21 protein-coding genes are annotated in these 18,379 nt (G+C 39.2%); 6 read left to right on the forward strand and 15 right to left on the reverse strand.

Going from position 1 to position 18,379, the window contains the following annotated elements; all coding sequences use genetic code 11:
• Positions 1-502 precede the first annotated feature (502 nt).
• The 7 genes from MUN88_RS01610 to MUN88_RS01640 form a co-directional block, all read right to left on the reverse strand.
• Positions 503-1,270 carry a YfkD family protein gene (locus MUN88_RS01610; RefSeq protein ID WP_244720043.1) on the reverse strand — a complete coding sequence of 256 codons (768 nt, stop codon included), beginning with the start codon at positions 1,268-1,270 and terminating at the stop codon, positions 503-505.
• 61 nt (positions 1,271-1,331) lie between these two features.
• Positions 1,332-1,724, reverse strand: coding sequence for an OsmC family protein (locus MUN88_RS01615; protein ID WP_244720046.1), 393 nt, complete (start codon positions 1,722-1,724; stop codon positions 1,332-1,334).
• 30 nt (positions 1,725-1,754) lie between these two features.
• Positions 1,755-2,195, reverse strand: a complete 441-nt coding sequence (locus tag MUN88_RS01620) for a GtrA family protein (RefSeq protein WP_244720048.1) — start codon at positions 2,193-2,195, stop codon at positions 1,755-1,757.
• 12 nt (positions 2,196-2,207) lie between these two features.
• Entirely contained in the window at positions 2,208-3,335 is a 1,128-nt protein-coding gene (locus tag MUN88_RS01625) for a glycosyltransferase family 4 protein (protein WP_244720050.1), read from the reverse strand.
• A 30-nt stretch (positions 3,336-3,365) separates the two neighbouring features.
• Complete coding sequence (locus MUN88_RS01630) at positions 3,366-4,514, reverse strand: NAD-dependent epimerase/dehydratase family protein (protein ID WP_244720052.1); 1,149 nt, start codon at positions 4,512-4,514, stop codon at positions 3,366-3,368.
• Between the two features lie 1,027 nt (positions 4,515-5,541).
• On the reverse strand, positions 5,542-6,207 hold the full coding sequence (locus MUN88_RS01635; RefSeq protein ID WP_244720054.1) for an amino acid ABC transporter permease: 666 nt from the start codon (positions 6,205-6,207) through the stop codon (positions 5,542-5,544).
• Between the two features lie 2 nt (positions 6,208-6,209).
• Positions 6,210-7,067, reverse strand: a complete 858-nt coding sequence (locus MUN88_RS01640; protein ID WP_244720056.1) for a transporter substrate-binding domain-containing protein — start codon at positions 7,065-7,067, stop codon at positions 6,210-6,212.
• 246 nt (positions 7,068-7,313) lie between these two features.
• Here MUN88_RS01640 and MUN88_RS01645 point away from each other — a divergent pair, with 246 nt between their 5' ends.
• Positions 7,314-9,245, forward strand: a complete 1,932-nt coding sequence (locus MUN88_RS01645; RefSeq protein WP_244720058.1) for a heavy metal translocating P-type ATPase — start codon at positions 7,314-7,316, stop codon at positions 9,243-9,245.
• Between the two features lie 259 nt (positions 9,246-9,504).
• Here the strand turns inward: MUN88_RS01645 and MUN88_RS01650 are convergent, their stop codons facing one another.
• The 7 genes from MUN88_RS01650 to MUN88_RS01680 form a co-directional block, all read right to left on the reverse strand.
• Positions 9,505-10,326 (reverse strand): YihY/virulence factor BrkB family protein, encoded by an 822-nt coding sequence (locus MUN88_RS01650; protein ID WP_244724279.1) that lies wholly within the window; start codon positions 10,324-10,326, stop codon positions 9,505-9,507.
• 17 nt (positions 10,327-10,343) lie between these two features.
• On the reverse strand, positions 10,344-10,634 hold the full coding sequence (locus MUN88_RS01655) for a hypothetical protein (RefSeq protein WP_244720060.1): 291 nt from the start codon (positions 10,632-10,634) through the stop codon (positions 10,344-10,346).
• Positions 10,635-10,656: 22 nt separating this feature from the next.
• On the reverse strand, positions 10,657-11,133 hold the full coding sequence (locus tag MUN88_RS01660) for a low molecular weight protein-tyrosine-phosphatase (RefSeq protein ID WP_244720063.1): 477 nt from the start codon (positions 11,131-11,133) through the stop codon (positions 10,657-10,659).
• A 48-nt stretch (positions 11,134-11,181) separates the two neighbouring features.
• Positions 11,182-11,394 (reverse strand): hypothetical protein, encoded by a 213-nt coding sequence (locus MUN88_RS01665; RefSeq protein WP_244720065.1) that lies wholly within the window; start codon positions 11,392-11,394, stop codon positions 11,182-11,184.
• 28 nt (positions 11,395-11,422) lie between these two features.
• Positions 11,423-11,824, reverse strand: coding sequence for a hypothetical protein (locus MUN88_RS01670; RefSeq protein WP_244720068.1), 402 nt, complete (start codon positions 11,822-11,824; stop codon positions 11,423-11,425).
• Positions 11,825-11,904: 80 nt separating this feature from the next.
• Positions 11,905-12,276, reverse strand: coding sequence for a DnaJ family domain-containing protein (locus tag MUN88_RS01675; protein WP_244720070.1), 372 nt, complete (start codon positions 12,274-12,276; stop codon positions 11,905-11,907).
• A gap of 6 nt (positions 12,277-12,282) precedes the next feature.
• Positions 12,283-12,930, reverse strand: coding sequence for an MOSC domain-containing protein (locus MUN88_RS01680; protein WP_244720072.1), 648 nt, complete (start codon positions 12,928-12,930; stop codon positions 12,283-12,285).
• Between the two features lie 136 nt (positions 12,931-13,066).
• Between MUN88_RS01680 and MUN88_RS01685 the strand changes: the two genes are divergently transcribed.
• From MUN88_RS01685 to MUN88_RS01695, 3 genes are all read left to right on the forward strand, one after another.
• Entirely contained in the window at positions 13,067-13,198 is a 132-nt protein-coding gene (locus MUN88_RS01685) for a YflJ family protein (RefSeq protein ID WP_244720074.1), read from the forward strand.
• A 289-nt stretch (positions 13,199-13,487) separates the two neighbouring features.
• Positions 13,488-14,495 carry a rod-share determining protein MreBH gene (mreBH, locus tag MUN88_RS01690; protein ID WP_244720076.1) on the forward strand — a complete coding sequence of 336 codons (1,008 nt, stop codon included), beginning with the start codon at positions 13,488-13,490 and terminating at the stop codon, positions 14,493-14,495.
• A 35-nt stretch (positions 14,496-14,530) separates the two neighbouring features.
• A complete protein-coding gene (locus tag MUN88_RS01695; RefSeq protein WP_244720078.1) occupies positions 14,531-14,761 on the forward strand; it encodes a DUF2164 domain-containing protein in 231 nt (76 codons plus the stop codon).
• Between the two features lie 63 nt (positions 14,762-14,824).
• Here the strand turns inward: MUN88_RS01695 and MUN88_RS01700 are convergent, their stop codons facing one another.
• On the reverse strand, positions 14,825-15,595 hold the full coding sequence (locus tag MUN88_RS01700; protein ID WP_244720080.1) for a TIGR01457 family HAD-type hydrolase: 771 nt from the start codon (positions 15,593-15,595) through the stop codon (positions 14,825-14,827).
• A 254-nt stretch (positions 15,596-15,849) separates the two neighbouring features.
• Between MUN88_RS01700 and zwf the strand changes: the two genes are divergently transcribed.
• A complete protein-coding gene (gene zwf, locus MUN88_RS01705) occupies positions 15,850-17,331 on the forward strand; it encodes a glucose-6-phosphate dehydrogenase (protein WP_244720082.1) in 1,482 nt (493 codons plus the stop codon).
• Between the two features lie 333 nt (positions 17,332-17,664).
• Positions 17,665-18,294 carry a cyclase family protein gene (locus MUN88_RS01710; RefSeq protein ID WP_369809928.1) on the forward strand — a complete coding sequence of 210 codons (630 nt, stop codon included), beginning with the start codon at positions 17,665-17,667 and terminating at the stop codon, positions 18,292-18,294.
• The last annotated feature ends 85 nt before the right edge of the window (positions 18,295-18,379 follow it).

The following is an 18,379-nucleotide window of genomic DNA, read 5'->3' on the forward strand; positions in this document are numbered from 1 at the left end:
TACGTGGTTGGCCTACGCTAATGTATGGGTTCTACAACTTATTAAAGATCTAGCATATCGAGCTGATTATAATTGCCATGATAGTATTCGAATAACAATATGCCTAGTACCACTGCTTTTAGCTGTTCCATACATTGTAGCACTTCACTTAAGTGTAGAAAATATTCGGAGACTCCTCATGCGTCAGCACGAGCTGAAGATCCACTTAGCCTGTGTCTACAAGTATTGCTTCGAAGCGGGCTTCCTCGGCACAAGGCAGCAAAGAAGCAGTGCAAGTAGTGTAGCCTGAAGCCGTGCCCCACAGGACGCGGAGCATATTTCCGGAGCTTTGCAAAGCAGATGAAATCTATCAAAATTACCACAATGTCAGACAGTTCTTATTTACATAATCCGTATTATAAGAACCCACCTTCATGTTCAGCATACTTCTATGGCTGTACTTATATACTTTCTTTGCTTAGAATAAAAAAGCATGCATTTTCACAGTATGCATGCTTTTTCATTATTTTGTCGTATACATAAATGTCAGATGGTTTGCGACCGGGATATAGGCGCCTACTTCTTGTTTGGTTACATTTTTAACTACCAGCTGCTTCTTTGAGCCTTTTAACTCTAAGTAAACCTCGCCTACCGTAATATGTCCCGTATCTTTCACTGCTGGAATATTGGCCTTTAAGACACCGGTTTTGCCAGCGGCTACTTGATATGTCTTACTTAGCTTGGTTTCTTTGCCAATCACCGCTTCAAACGTAAGCGGTAATTCATGCTGATCTCTTGCCTCGTGCAGAATCATTTGTTTGATCTGCTCCGCATTATCTACTTTGGCAGTTAGCGCACCTTTAATATGCTTATCTTCGATTTGGTAATAGTAGACATCCTCGGTCTTCTCGCCACCGGCATTGTTTAGTTCATTGGTATTCACAGTTTGAAAATCCCAATTGACTTGTGACGACTCAGACTGATAGGATAATGGCCAATGTCCGAGGTAAATATTCGCTCGGTACCCAATCGAGAACGGCGTTGGATCAATGGTCGATTCATTAAGTAATTTAATCAGCATCGGGTTATCCAACTCGATATTGGCTTCTTTCATTAATTCCTTCACTAATCCACTTGGTTCAATCGTCGCCTCTTCTTCTGTCATTTGCTGATTGGTATTTTCCTTTTCAATCGAAGTCAGATCATCGGGTGCCTTTTCCTCAGAATCCGCTATGATCGGTATGGTTAACATCATTAAGCATAAAACAATAGAAAGTCCGAGTTTCTCCATTATTTTCGCTCCTTTTTTTCCTTAGTGTTCGATCAGGAGCGAAAAATATACGTGCGTTCTGCTAAATGCTTAAATTAACCACTTCGAGCGTTTCTTTAACATCTACACTGTCTTCAATTGTTCTCACCATTGAACAATTTTTGCGTGAAATTTGTAAGCTTTTGTCTAATAGATCATGCTTGAGATTTCTTCCCTTTACAACAAAATGCAGATGAATAGATGTGATCTTGTTAGCTTCTTCCGAAGAACGTTCAACATCTGCTGTAATATGCAAATCTTCAATTTCGATTCGTTTCTTCTGTAAAACTTTACGAAATACAGAAGCACTGCAGCCCGCTATTGAAGCAATCATCAATTGAAAAGGGCGAAATCCTAATTCTTCATTTCCAGAAACATCTAATTCACCAAACGGTAATTGCGTCCGTACGCCACCTTCCGTTAAATAAAATTCCATACGTGTTTCCTCCTTCGGTAATATACTGTTTTACCTTTTATAATCTTTAAAAACAAAGAATTTAATCATAAAAAAGCTAGCAAAGGATGATAATCCCATCGCCATTGCTTTAGACAAGTTATATCGCCACCAGTTCGGTATATCTGCCAGCCCTAACAAGTCATTGGCACCAATGAACACAAGATTGCTTATTCCCAAGCTAATCAGCGCCTGAATAATGAAAGCGATTCTTTGATAATTATTCCCTTCGGAGGATTGTTTAAACGTTATACTCGCGTTCCAAATATAACTATTTAATATCGCCAATGTATACGAAATACTATTATAGGCGATGAGCCACGTAGAATCTTCGGTTGGAAAAAGAATCAACAACAAATTAAGCGTACCAATATCCACCAGCGCATTGGTCACGCCTATAACACTGAATTGAGCAAATTGTAATCGACCGCTTTTTCGTTTTCTGTTTGGCATAAACATTCCTTCTTACTTTTCATGGTTAACTTGCATGGAAATTGCCTGCTGATAAATGTCCAACGCTTGTTTTGATTGTTCATCCCAGCCCATTTCATGAATATCCTGCCATGCTGATGCTGCAAGTCGTTGGCGCAGGCTCTCATCTTCGAGCCGGAGAACTGTTTCTGTGAAACTTTCCACACTATGCTGGTCATACAAAAGTCCATGCGTTTCATGCTGGATTTGTTCACGTGTCGGCCCACTGTCTGCCGCAACAATTGGTAAACCTGATGCCATTGCTTCTGACAATACTAAGCCTAACGTTTCTGTGGTTGACGGGAACACAAAGACATCTGCTGACGCATAGGCAGTTGCTAAGTCATTACCATGCATAAACCCGGTGAAAATCGTGTTCGTTCCTTCGAAATACTTTACCAATGGTGCGCGGTGCGGACCATCACCGACAATCGCAAGTACAAATTGATCCGAGCTTTCGAGGACGTTACGAATTTTTTCTATTTCCTTCTCAGGCGCGAGTCTGCCAACATACAACAATATCGTTTTCGACTTTTGGTTATTTGTCAAACGATTGCGCATGGCTTCATCTTCATGGTCCGGATGAAAAAGTTTCGTATCTACTCCACGCTTCCACACGTGTACATTTAGAAAGTTTTGCTGATCGAGTTCTTCTTTTACCACATTGGATGTACATAAATTAATTGTTGCTTGGTTATGTAATTTGCGGAAATACCACCAGAGCAGCCCTTTAAATATTGACAAATGATAATAGTCAGCATATCTCGGTACTTGAGTATGATAGGATGCGACTAACGGATATTGAAGTTTTTTCGCATAATAAACACCAGAGGCTCCAACCAATGCCGGATTGACGACATGAACGACATCCGGGTCAATATCAGCTATCAGTTGCTTGATTCGACGGTTAGGTAAAGCAAAAGCTTTCGAGCGGTAAAAAGGTAATTTACTCGCTCTTATGCCGATCACTTCCGCTCCTTCGAATTCTGACACCCCTAAATCAGGTGCAATGATGGTCACCTTATGGCCTACATTCATAAAATAACGAATACTATTGGTCAATCTGGTCACAACACCATCAGTTGAAGGTAGAAATGTTTCTGTGATGATAAGTATGTGCATTGCTAGATCATCCTTATTCATGTGCGTTCTTTATTTCCATTTTACAGTTGGCAAAATATTTTCGTGAATAACACGGTCTTTGTATGCAATAACCGTATTGAGTATTTCTCTAATTACATTATCATCAAGAAGGTGTGGTTCTAACCCTAAATCAATTAATTTTGTATTGACTGCTTCTAAAAAGTGCTCTTCCAATTCTACTCGCGGATTTTCCAAATGAGCAATTTGCGCTTCAATACCTTCTTCTTTCGCGACTTTTTGTACCATTTCTGCTAAATCACCGACAGAGAATTGCTCTGTATACTGGTTAAAGACGCGGAATTCACCTTTATCTGCAGGATTTTCTGCTGCAAGTTCAATACAACGAACAGTATCTTTAATGTTAAGGAAACCTCTCGTTTGACCACCTTTTCCGTATACAGTTAAATCTTGTCCTACTGTTGCCTGGATGATAAAACGATTTAACGCTGTCCCAAATACACCATCATAATCAAGACGGTTATTCAATACTGGATCAAGCTTTGTTTCCTCTGTATCTAATCCATAAACAATCCCTTGGTTTAGGTCTGTCGCGCGAATGCCCCAAATCTTACATGCAAACATAATGTTATGGCTGTCATGTACTTTGGATAAGTGATAGAAAGAACCTGGCTGCTTCGGAAATGGCAGGGTATCTTTTCTCCCTTTATGTTCAATTTCTATGTATCCTTCTTCAATTGCAATATTTGGCGTACCGTACTCACCCATTGTCCCTAATTTAATTAAGTGACAATCTGGCACGATTTCTCTAATGCCAAATAGAACATTTAAATTTCCAGTAACGTTATTTTCTTGGGTGTAAACCGCATGTTCACGGTCAATCATAGAGTATGGAGCGGAGCGTTGTTCAGCAAAATGCACGAATGCATCTGGTTGTTCTCTCTTGAGGACTTCCTTAAGAAAATCATAGTGTACAAGATCTCCTTCATAGACCTTGATCTTGTTACCTGTCAGTTCCTCCCACTTTGCAACGCGTTCTTCTAGAGATGCAATAGGTGTAAGTGAATTGGAGTGTAATTCATTGTCAATTTTTCTTCTTGCATAGTTATCGATAATCGATACATCATGTCCTTGTTTAGATAAATATAGAGCAGTCGGCCATCCGCAGAAGCCATCTCCCCCTGCTACAATAATATTCATTCTACTCCCACCTTTTTCTATTTTATTTGAGTATTTGACTCAATTATAACTATATTATCATGCTTCTAATTTAAACAATAGAATTTTTGTGTTATTTACAAGATTTTTATAAAAACATAACACTTCTCCATCATTCTTTGTCATTATACTATAAGCGGCATTTATTTTAAAACCGAGACAAACCATGTTGGCCTTAACTGGTTCAAATAATAATAAACTATTCTTTCAATATTGAGCACGATCAACTTCTGCCATTCGCGTTAATTACTACTATGCTTTCTTCCATTATTAGAAAAGAGCTAAAATCCGCCTGACCTTGACAATCATACCAATATAGGAAACTACCTATAATATGGATTATGTCAACTAACACAGTGGTAACTTTGAAATGTTTCATATGCTGGAAGACCGCTCCGGCCAACCACTCCGCGTCCTGCGGGGCACGGCTGAAGCTAACTTTGTGAAGAAGATCGCTTCACAAAGTGGATCTTCAGCACCTGCATGTCCCGCGGGAGTCTCCGTGGTTGGCCTACGCTCTAGTATTGGTTCTACACCGGACGCAAGAGGTAGCATTTTGGGCAGTCTCCATCGTATTTCATCATTCACTGTAACAATGCTTAAAATCCTTACTTTTAGCTGTTACAAACGCTGTAACACTTCCCTAAAGCGTAGGAAATATGCGGAGACTCCTCATGCGTCAGCGCGAGCTAAAGATCCACTTTGTCTGTGCCTGTTTCTGCTAGAATCACTTCGAAGTAAGCTTCCTCGGCACAAGGCAGCAAAGAAGTTGTTCAAGTAGTAGCCTAGCTGAAGTCGTTCCCACAGGACGCGGAGCATATTTCCGGAGCTTTGCTAAGCAAATGAAATCTATCAAAATTAACACAATGTCAGACAGTTCTACTTTACATAATCCATATTATAAGAATCCATCAATCATGTTTAGCATGTTTACTTCTATGACTTTATTTTTATACTTTCTTACCTGGGAACAAAAGCCTCGAGGTCAGTGCTGTCCTCGAGGCTTTTGTTATTTCATATAACGGCTGAATCTGTTTTCTAACTGCTCTTGCATAAAGGAAATTAAGATACATAATGGCCAATAAATTAACGCTACTACCGTATACATGGTAAAAGAGTCAAAGGATCGTCCTGTGGCAATTTGTGCTTTTTGGAACAATTCCGGAACTGTAATTACCGCAGCGAGCGAGGTCGCTTTTACTAAGTCTAAAAACACGTTAGTGAGCGGTGGCATGGCAATTCTCGCTGCTTGGGGCAAGATAATTTTGATCAGCGTCTGACGATAGCCGAAGCCTAATGCCTTGGCCGCTTCCCATTGACCTTTTGGCACACTATTCAATGAAGCGCGGATCACTTCTGCAATATATGCTGCACTATTCAGGCCAAATCCTAATACAGCTGCCACAAAAGCAGATAAGGTTAGACCTAAGACCGGCAATCCAAAATATAGTAAGAACAGAAAGACAAGTAATGGCGTTCCCCGCATAAAGGAAATATAAATACGCGCTGGATACCGTAACATGATGGAATCCGAATTTCTTGCCAATGAAATAAAAAGTCCTAGCACAAGACCCATTACCATACTGACCAGTGATACAGCAATGGTCATTGGTAGCCCGCTTAAGATAAGCGGCAGATTTTCGATTGCTAACTCCGCATCAAAGAATTGGTCCATTTTTACAAGTCAAGCCCCTCTATTTCCTGGATATCTCCATCAGGTTTTTTCGAAGCATCCTCTTGATAGAATTCAATCGCTAGCTCTGATAATGTCCCGTCTTCTCTCATTTCGGTTAACGTCTCATTAACTTTTTGCTGTAATGTTTCTGCTTCTTTATCCATCGCAACTGCTTGTTCGGTTGGATGGAATTTCAGATCTGGATGCAGATGAATATCGAACTCAGGAAATGCTGCCACGCCGAATTTAGATAAGTAGTAGTCATTCACAATAACGTCGGTGTTGCCATTATCTACGTCTCGTAAATAAGCTTCATTTGGTGCATTTCCATATGTTACAACTTTCGCTCCAAAGTGCTCGGCAATTTGGCTGAATACTGTGGTAGCACCACCACCTGCTTCTTTCCCTTCTAAATCTTCCAAGCTCTCAATCCCTGAATTATCTCCTTTGCGCACTACCATTGTTGTGTATGAATATTTATAAGGATCAGAGAAGGCAAACTTTTCTTTACGATTGTCTGTCACCTCAATATCATTGACGGCAACATCTACTCTGCCACTTTCAATAGCAGCTAACATACTGTCAATACCCATTATCTCAAACTGAACATCTACTCCTAATCGCTTGCCGACCTCTTTCATCACTTCTACATCATAACCAGTCAATTCATCATTTTCGTCATACGTAGAAGAAGCGATCAACGTCCCGGAAGTAGCTGCAACGATAACACCTTCATCCTGAATATTTTCCCATTTCTCCGATTTCAACTCGCCTGTTGAGTTTTCTTCTGACTCATTTCCACATGCTGTTACAACAAACAAAATGAATACGAAACTTACAAGTAACAAAATTTTTTTCACAAAAATCGGCACCCCTTAATTGTTATATTATTTTATTCTATTAAAAGATAACAGTTTAATGCTTTTATTTCAATGATTTTTATATCTGTTTCAAATTTTATATTGATTCTGTTATATAATTTGCGTTTATTGACTTTATTTAAAATAATGATACTATTATATTAGTTATTTATTTATAATTATTATAATTTGATAAGAGTGATAGTCATTATCAAATATTCAATCATGAGAGGGGAGTAATTACAAATGAATGACGTAATCAAAACAATTAGAAATAAATCCTTGCTGCATTTCTCAGCATTTGCTGACCTTCACAATCATCATTTAAATATATGGAAACATCGTGAATTAATTGCCGCGTTATTTAGCGGCGCACTTATTTTAACTGCTTGGCTATGGGATTCGACCTTTAGTGAAGGAACAACGATTGTCTTCCTCATCACGGCATTCTTAATTGGTGGATACGCAAAAGCCAAGGAAGGATTAACTGAAACGATTCAGGAAAAATCATTGAACGTGGAATTACTGATGATTATTGCTGCGATCGGGGCAGCATCCATCGGATATTGGACAGAGGGCGCCGTACTAATCTTTATTTTTGCCCTGTCAGGTGCTTTAGAAACATATACAGAAAATAAAAACACGAAAGAATTGGAATCTCTCATCCATTTACAGCCTGAAACTGCCTTTCTGTTATCTGGTCAGGAGATTGCTGTTGCAGATTTACAAATTGATGATCAAATCATGATTCGGGCCGGGGAACGTATTCCAGCAGACGGAAAGATTTACCGGGGCGAAACCGAAATTGATGAAAGTGCGATTACCGGCGAATCGGTTCCAGTCACGAAATCGGTTAATGATAGCGTGTATGCTGGTACCGTTAATGTCAATGGTACGCTCTATGTAGAAATTGATACATTGCCAAATGAAACACTTTTTCAGCGAATTATTAAACTTGTACAGAACGCACAAAGTGAGAAATCACCTTCTCAACTTTTTATTGAACGATTTGAAAGTACGTATGTAAAAGTAGTATTGCTGGTCGTGGCAATCATGATGGTGTTGCCGCACTTTGTTTTCGGATGGTCTTGGACAGATACCGTTTATCGCGCTATGATTCTACTCGTCGTCGCTTCACCATGTGCACTAGTGGCTTCGATTATGCCTGCAACACTTGCAGCTATCTCAACTAGCGCAAGGAATGGCGTCTTATTTAAAGGTGGTGTCTATGCAGAAGGATTGGCATCGATCGATACAGTCGCTTTTGACAAAACAGGTACGCTAACAGAAGGAAAACCATTTGTTACCGATTGGTACATGGCAGACCACTTTAACGAACAGGACGTAGCGACCTTTGTTTATGCGATTGAAAAGGAATCAACCCACCCTTTAGCGAATGCCATGACAAGTTGGGGTCGTTCTCTTAAAAATGATGGTTATGTTCCTGAGATTGATCGTGTCCAACATCAGAACGGAAAAGGCCTTATTGCCAACATCGGCCAGGATCAGTGGACAATCGGAAATACTAAATTAGTGAAAGAAGCGAATGCTAACACGTTCATGAACATGCATCACATTAACAACCAAAATGGTCACACAACCATCTATGTACAGAAAAACGATGAAATAATCGCAGTCTTTTTCTTAAAAGATACGTTACGTAAAGAATCCGTTGAAGCGATCGCTACATTAAATGAATTAGGAATACAAACCGTGATGTTAACTGGTGATAATGAACAAACGGCGAAAATAATTGCGCAAGAGGCGAATATTCAGTCCTTCCATGCCAACTGTCTTCCTGAGGATAAGGTAGCTCAGCTAAAAGCTTTATCGGCACGTAACCGAAACGTAGCGATGATTGGTGATGGCATTAATGACGCCCCTGCCCTAGCTGCAGCGAATCTCGGTATTGCCATGGGAGCTGGCAGTGATATTGCCTTAGAAACCTCTGATATCGTGCTCGTCAAAAATAACTTAAGTAAAATAGTGGATGCGATCCAGTTATCGAAAAAAATGAACCAGATAATCAAACAAAATATAGTATTTTCGATCGGTATCATTCTGGCATTAATCGCCTCCAACTTCCTGCAAATAATCGACATGCCCTTGGGCGTCATCGGCCACGAAGGCAGCACAATACTTGTTATACTGAACGGATTGCGGTTGTTGGGTAAGTAAATACGTATGACTACCATAATACGGATTATGCCAACTAGCGGAGAGGTCATTTTGAAATATTTTTAGTGGTATGATACCGCTCCAGCCAACCACTTCGCGTCCTGCGGAACATATTTACGGAGCTTTGCTACGCACAGTATAAATGTCAAAATAACCACACCAATATAGTTCAGCTCACATAATCCGCATTATAAAACCAATACAATTTCGATTTTGGGCAATTCATTTCACAGTTACTCCTACAGGAAAAGGACGAGCTTTACGCTCGTCCTTTTACCATTTTTTCCACTTGTGCATTGATTTCCCCACCGGTAATAATGATAATTCCCGACAGGTAAAACCAGATCATTAAACTGATGACGCCTCCCAAGCTGCCGTATGTAGCTGAGTAGTTCCCCATTGATGATACATAATAGGAAAAAGCTAATGAGGCGAGTTGCCAGAAGACCGTTGCAAATAGCGTTCCCGGAATAATATCCTTAAAATAAACCCGCTTACTCGGTGCCAAGCGATACAGCATCATCAGCACAATAAAAAAGATTGCTGAGGAGATTACCCATCTCAGAGTATTCCAAGTCGAAAGAAAACCTTCCGACAGCCCAAAAAAGGAGAATAAATATACGCCAATCATTTTTCCGAAAATCGGAAGCAAAAAGGCGACAATAATAATCAGTAGCATCGCAATTGTTAATACGATCGAAATCATCCTCGTCACAATAAAGGAACGCTCTTCGTCAATGTTATAAGCTCTATTAAAAGATCGAATCAGTGCATTAATACCATTTGATGCAGACCAAAGCGTCCCAATAATACCAATTGACAATAAGCTGCCGTTACGATTATTCATAATTTGTGAAATATTCTCGTTTAACATGGTCATGATTTCTTCAGGTGCATATGTTGCTATAAAATTCATCACATCGATGTCTTGCCAAGGTAGATATCCAATCAGTGTCACTAAGAAAATCATAAACGGAAACAAAGACAGCAAGAAAAAATAGGACAATTGCGCCGCTAAGCCTGGAACATCATCCCCCGTTATCCGCTCGATCAACTGTTTTACAAACACGACCGGCCTCATCCGATAAAGACTGTTATTCATTCTTTATCCCGTTGTTCAAGATCGACTTTATCAGCAATTTCCCTAATTTGATCCAGCATATGTAACGCAGAGGTTAGATTAGCAGAAAATTGCTGTGAATAGCGGGTATATTGCGTATTCAACTGATGCATGGCATCTGCTGGATTTTTTACATAAAAAGATGTTTTATCGCCGCAGCTTTTTATTTTCTGTCCAACATATCCTCTTGTATCACGATCAAATAACGTTATCAATCCGCCAATGATCGCACCTGCTGCGATTCCTCTCACTAATGTGTTTTTTCCCATAACCTCTCAACCCTTCTTTCGCTTATTTTACTTGAACATCATGTTGTGCAATGATGTAGTCTAACAATTGATAACATCCCTCTTTGACTAATTCATATGTATAGTCAAAATTCTTCGTGAAATATGGATCAGGAACGTTTTGTTCTTTTGGCTGTTGAACAAAGTCCATTAATTTCTTAACTACTACATCAGCACCTGTCGTGATACTGGCAAGGTCGTCCATGTTCTGCTGATCCATGGCAATGACGTAATCAAATTCATTAAAATCATTTGCATTAATTTGCCGTGCAAGTTGACCTTCATACGAGATCTTCATCTCATCTAATTTTGCTCTCGTGCCTTTATGGGGAGCTTCACCAATGTGCCAATCTCCGACACCTGCTGAGTCAATCATGAATCGATCTTTCAGCCCTTTTTCCTCTACAATATGACGAAATACAGCCTCAGCCATCGGAGAACGGCAAATATTTCCTAAACAAATAAATAACACTTTAATCATATGATACCACCTCTTCTATCTTTATAATCCTGTTTTTTTTCAAACACTTTATGATATTGCCAGTAATTTCGCTTCGATCACTTCCGCCTCAAGCGGTTTACTGTATAAATAGCCTTGATAATAATCGCATTTTTCATATTTAATAAAGGAAAGAACCTGCTCCCCTTCTACCACGACTTTAAGGCCAAAGGTATCATTCACATTCTTCAGCCGATCCAAATCACATCGAGTGATAGCTTTTGGCGTTGCTTGATGATTCATGAAGGCAGCATCCAGATCTTCAAACAGTTTATACCGGTTCGGAAGCTTTGTTTGTCAGCTTGTCATGTGTAGCCATATACTCAATGGTTTGCTCCGCTTTCTCATATGGTGTAATATCCATTGCTGTGCCAACCAATTTAATGACCTTCTGATTGTGAAATATCGGTGAGGGATAGATGCATAAACAACGTTGCTTGAAATGATAGCGAAACTTCACTTCCTTACCTTTCATCGCATCCTGGATTTCAACAGGAAATGCAGTAATCATGTCTTGTTGCGTGAACCCTAGCTGCACACTTAATTTACCCACAACCATAGAACAATAAGGCTGGACTTCGTCGTTATGGATGACAAAAAACATATTCGCATGATGATCAAGGGTTTGTCTCAAGTCCATTTCATCCGTTTGCTTATAATGATCAATAGTCATATTCTTCACCTGTATGTAATTGTATTTTTATAATTATACGTGAAAATGAGAAAATATAAAGAGACTTTCCGGTATTTTCCTTAAAAAAGACGGTTATGAATTTTACTTTTATATCGATTATACGCTGGTGACTGGTTCAATTTTCTTTTATCAAGTAATAGCTGAAACTGAATTTCTTTTTCAGAGATACGTTTTTCCAAACGTATTTTTTCTTCGTCTTCTGTACAGAGCTTGAGCATATCACGTAAGGATGCGATTTCTTTATTAAGCTGCACTTCCTCCGGTAGATAACCGCTGTTTTTCATAATACGGTAACTCATGCGCAAGTCTTCTGGCACATCGGCAAGTGAGTCCTTTTTTATTGGTTTTCCCTTCCCTGCTAGATGATTAAAATCACCATCACTGATCGCTTTCTTAATCTTGTCTTCCGCCATCCGGCTAAACATATCCATAATGGATCACCCAAACTTTTCTATTCGTTTTCTGAAGCTGTTCTTCACATTAGGGGCAAGCTTTTCTAAAGATAAATATCGCTCCATTCTTTCTGCATTCTTTCGATCATGAAACAGACAGTCAAAGATCTCAAAAGGCGTGACTTTATCCTCATCTTCTTCCCGTTTTATTAATGTATCTTCCGGACTAACATAGCCTTCTTTTATTACACGAAAATAATAGCCGCTAAATCCTGTGTCAGTTACCAGCTTTGGCATATCAGGAATCCCATGTGTTTTGGCGATTTTGAAGCATGGCTGACGAGGTTGCGAACATTGGATTTCTGCTTGTCCGAGCTGAAAAATATCGCCAATAAACAAATCCTTCTCCGTTAATCCGTCAATTGTAATATTCTCACCGAAGGACGGGTAGTCGAAAGTTCGCTTGTATGTCTCATCCCAATAAGCATAATGATCTTTCGGGTACATGAGCAGGGCCTTTTCTGGTCCACCATGATTTTTTAAATCAGCCTGTCCATCTTGTTCGAATCCAGTCATTGTTAAATAATCACGGTCATGAATTGGTGTTTTGATAAAGCCTGTTACTAACGCTTTACCATCAAAAACTTGAGTTTGCGGCTTTCCTACATTCAAAGAAATAATTGGATATCCCATCAGAAAAATCCTCCTCTTTCTAGCTTATTTCCATTATACAGAATTTGATTAAAAGAATTAACAATTATCCCTTTTCAATCGATTAGTGAGGTGTTAGAATAGCGAGTGCAAAATGATTGGTAAGGAGTGTGTAGCAATGCATGTAGGTAGCAAAGGCTGGTATGTAGAACAGTTGAAACAAAAAGGCGTACGCCATATTGAAGGAAGAAAAATCGAAAAATATAAAGCACATGTTCTGGCAAATCTTTTAGAAGAAAAAGAACAATAGATCGTTAGAAGCAGGTCGATAACCTCGGCCTGCTTTTTTTGTGTGCGTTAGGAAAGTATAAAATTTTAGCAATGAAGTAGCTCGACGTAGTAAAAATTTAATTTGTACCAAGTATAAGAAAAACTACGGCACTTGCTAAGACGAGGCGAATGCCGAGAGTTTTTCTAATATTCTTCCCATATAGCCCTTTTTAATCAAAATAAAATCTTCCAGACATATACCGTCATAATTCTACACATTAAACAGAATAACTATAAATAAGATGATTTAACTTATTGGAGGTAGCATCATGTTTTCAAATACAGAAATTGGAATTGATTTAGGTACTGCGAATATTCTTATATATACAAAAAATAAAGGAATTATTTTGAACGAGCCATCCGTTGTTGCGGTTGATACGACAACGAATCAAGTAGTCGCTGTCGGTAATGAAGCGAAGAATATGATAGGTAAAACGCCACGAAATATCGTACCGATCCGTCCGTTGAAAGATGGTGTCATTGCAGACTTTGATATGACGACTCAAATGTTAAAGGCATTCCTGAAAAAAGTAAGCAAAAGGGCTGGTGTATCCATGCGTAAGCCAAGTGTTGTCGTTTGTACCCCTTCAGGCAGTACAGCTGTCGAACGAAGAGCAATTGATAATGCGGTCAAAAGCTTCGGTGCTAAAGAAGTACATTTAATCGAGGAGCCGGTTGCTGCAGCGATTGGCGCTGATCTACCTGTTTCCGAACCACAGGCAAGTATGATCGTCGATATCGGCGGTGGTACAAGTGAAGTAGGTATTATATCCTTTGGCGGTGTCGTTGCCAGTCGTTCTGTACGTGTTGGCGGTGATCATATGGATGAAGAAATCATTCAATATGTTAAACGTCAATACAACGTCCTGATCGGGGAAAGTTCGGCAGAAAAAATCAAGATTGAAATCGGTAATGCTATTCCATCTCATACCGAAGAGCAAATGGAAGTCAGAGGTCGTGATCTCGTGACAGGTTTACCGAAAGTGATTATGATTTCCTCAAAAGAAGTACACATGGCGATTAATGAAGTACTGGAATCCTTATTACATGCGATAACAGAGACACTTGAAAGCTGTCCGCCAGAACTAAGTGGTGACATTGTCGATCAAGGGATTACGATTACAGGTGGCGGAGCATTGCTCAAAGGCATGCAAGGCTGGTTATCTAATGAAGTACACGTACCCGTCCACCTTGCACCAAATCCACTGGAATCTGTTGCTGTTGGGACAGGCCGGTCATTAAAAATGATTCAAAAACTACAAAAAGCGGCAAAATAAGTGATATACTTTGGAAAAACGAGAGGAGTTTTTCCATGCATGCATTTACATTAACAAAAGAACAAAGAGATCAAATGGTAATCGCAATTCAAGAATATTATATACGCGAAAAACAGGAAGAAATCGGTAATATTGAGGCTGGTTTTCTTCTTGACTTTTTCATGGAAAAAATCGCACCTACCTTTTACAATCAAGGCATCCGTGATGCGCATCAATTTGTTAGTGAGAAGGTAGAAGATTTGTTCGAATTAGAGAAGATGGGCTAATACGTATATCACTTCCAAATAAAAGAGCCAGCTCTCATTAGATGTGAGGAACTGGCTCTTTTTTTATTCTGCAAAAATCCATTCGGACAGGCTGGAAATTGTATAGGTTGGCTGTTTTTCAATTGTCTTCAAATCTTCAGGTGTCGTCACTCCTGTGTGCACCAATAATGAATCTATCCCAGCATTAATACCGGCTAGTATATCTGTTGCATAATTATCGCCAATCATCAAGGTATCTTCTTTTGAAGTGCCTAATACTTCAAGAGCTTGCTCGACCATTATCGATTGCGGCTTTCCGATAAATTTCGGCTCCACTCCTGTTGTAACAGAAAGAACAGAAATTAATGAACCAGCTCCCGGAAGAAAACCACGCTCAGTTGGTAATGCAACATCACCATTTGTCGCTACGAATTTAGCACCAGCACGAATATTCAATGCACCTTTTGCCAATTTATCATAGGTAATCTCACGGTCAAGGCCCATGACGACATAATCTGCCCGCTCGTCCACTTGCTCTAATCCGCAGTCATTCAATGCCATATGCAAGCCTTCTTCACCAATTGCACAGACCTTGGCATCTGCCTGTTGCTCTTTAATATAGCTTGCTGTTGCCATACTGGTAGTAAAAACATGCTCCGTCTCACACGGCACACCCATGTCTGTTAATTTTTTTGCCACATCACTCGGATGCTTGGTCGAATTATTAGTAAGAAATAAGTATGGGAGACCTTTGCGATGCAGTTCTTTTACAAAATCAATTGCTTCTGTAATCTTTTCCGTTCCTTTATAAACCGTTCCATCTAAATCAATTAAAAATCCCTTGTAATTCTTCATGATTTCCCCCTAAATTTTTTGAAAATTCCATGTATTTCATTTGTTATTTTCACAATAAATGATAGTATATATTTATGACTGTACAAATTTTGTACATATTTGTATGTTATCATGTCAAATAATTTTAAAGAAGTATTCCACATGATAAAATAGAAAAGTATTATCTTAAACGGAATTTATTACATGATTATAGCATATCGAAAAACATGTGCGTATATTTCGGAAATAAACAAGTAGAAAGGTAGTTTAGGTTCATGACAACGAATAACCCCAAAGCAGTAATTGTGATTTTTGGCGCAACAGGGGATTTAGCAAACAGAAAGCTTTATCCTTCCATTTACAGACTTTATCGTAACGGAAAGTTATCTGATAACTTCGCAGTAATAGGTGTTGCAAGAAGACCTCTTACTAATGAAGACTTTCGTAATAATGTAAAAGAATCAATCAGTGGTTTCGACGATGCACATATTGATCCAGACGAATTTGCAAGTCATTTCCATTACAATCCATTTGATATTCAAGACTTAGAACATTATGAGAAATTAGAACAACTTATTAAAGAGCTCGATGGGAAATATAAAACAGATGGGAATCGATTATTTTACTTCTCCATGGCTCCTAACTTCTTCGGGACATTGGCAGCTAACCTGAAATCAGAAGGTTTAACCACCACTGAAGGATGGACTCGCCTCGTTATTGAGAAGCCTTTCGGACATGATTATGAGTCTGCGAAAGAATTGAATGATCAGATTCGCGAAGCATTTACAGAAGATCAAATTTATCGTATTGATCATTATCTTGGTAAGGAAATGGTTCAGAATATCGAAGTAATCCGTTTTGCGAATGCATTATTTGAACCACTGTGGAACAATCAGTACATTTCCAATATCCAAATTACATCTAGTGAAATTTTAGGTGTGGAAGAACGTGGGCGTTATTATGATGGTGCCGGAGCATTGAAAGACATGGTGCAGAACCATATGCTGCAAATGCTTGCCCTTATTGCAATGGATCCGCCAATTAAGTTAACACCGGAAGAAATTCGCAGTGAGAAAGTAAAGGCATTGCGTGCATTACGTGTGATCAACGAAGATGAAGTCGATAAATATTTCGTCCGCGGACAATATGATAAAGGGATCGTGAATGGCGAAGAGCTGCCTGCTTATCGCGAAGGTAATGGGGTCGATCCTGAATCCAATACAGATACATTTGTCGCAGCGAAATTAATGATTGATAACTTCCGCTGGGCAGGTGTACCGTTCTACATTCGAACTGGTAAACGAATGAAACAAAAATCAACTGAGATTGTAGTAGAGTTTAAAGATTTACCAATGAATCTTTATTACGGAAAAGAACATGAAACAAAATCTAATTTATTAGTCATTCACGTACAACCACATGAAGGGATTACTTTACACGTTAACGCGAAAAAAGGTGACTATAACGCATCTTCTACTCCGATCACATTGAGCTATGATAATAACTCAGATGACAAAATGAACACACCGGAAGCATATGAAATTCTGTTACATGACTGTATGCGCGGTGATTCAACGAACTTTACGCATTGGGATGAAGTAGCATTAACTTGGAAGTTTGTTGATAACATTGCAAATGCATGGTCTAAATCGAAGGCCGACTTCCCTAACTATGAATCAGGAAGCAACGGCCCGAAAGAAGCAGATCAATTACTACTCCAAGATGGGTTGGAATGGTGGGACGTTACACCAGAATAAAGCAAGAAAGCAATCAGTCAACTTCGGTCGATTGATTGCTTTTTATTTTAATGATTGAATTGTGGCGGTTTGATCGAAGAATCGTACCCTTTCGTTCATTTTTCTCTCTATGGAATGCGCTTTGGTCGAGTGTGACCTCTTTCGATCCTTAGCCTCGCTCTGGGATGCGCTTTTGGTCGAAGTGAGGAACCTCGATAAAACAAAATCTTAATAGACATCCCAGTTTAAAAAAGTTCATGTTAGCGATCACAATAATATAATGGTAGAATTTTTGTTAGCAGCAAAACTTTAAATGGCACATCCAAAAATAATAGCCAAATAAGGAGATGAAAGATGATGAAATGTTACGATATATCAATGGAAATCCAACCGACGATGCAGGTTTGGGAGGATATTAAAAGTAAAAAGCCGAAATTCGATACGAAAACATTCGGACATGTCACGGATACAACACTTACATTAAATGCTCATACCGGTACACATATCGATGCTCCCTTACACATGATCAATGACGCAGAAACCTTTGAATCAATTGCTATAGAACGTCTGGTACGTGATGTGAAGGTACTTCATCTAGGTGCAGCAAAAGATGGTATAACACGTCAGGATTTGGAAGCGCATACGATTAAGAAGAACGATTTCCTTTTATTAAAAACTAATAACTCTGACCATTCATCTGATCATTTTGACTATGAGTTTATTTATTTAACGGAAGAGGCGGCAAATTATTTAATTGAGAAAGAGATTGAAGGCGTCGGAATCGACACGCTAGGCATCGAACGCAGCCAGGAAGGTAACCCCACTCATCGCAATCTTTTTGGAAATAACATTATTATTATCGAAGGGTTACGGTTAAAAGAAATAGCACCAGGCAATTACTTCATGGTCGCTGCTCCGTTAAAACTAATCGGAACCGAAGCCGCACCCGCACGTGTACTATTATTTGATCAAAAGCAGTTATAAAAAACAACACAAAATGTTTCTTCCAGCCAACTTAAATATATACCCGATTCCTAAAAAAACCTCCTGCGCATCAAGCGCAGGAGGT

This window comes from Gracilibacillus caseinilyticus, assembly GCF_022919115.1.
GTDB lineage: Bacteria > Bacillota > Bacilli > Bacillales > Amphibacillaceae > Gracilibacillus > Gracilibacillus caseinilyticus.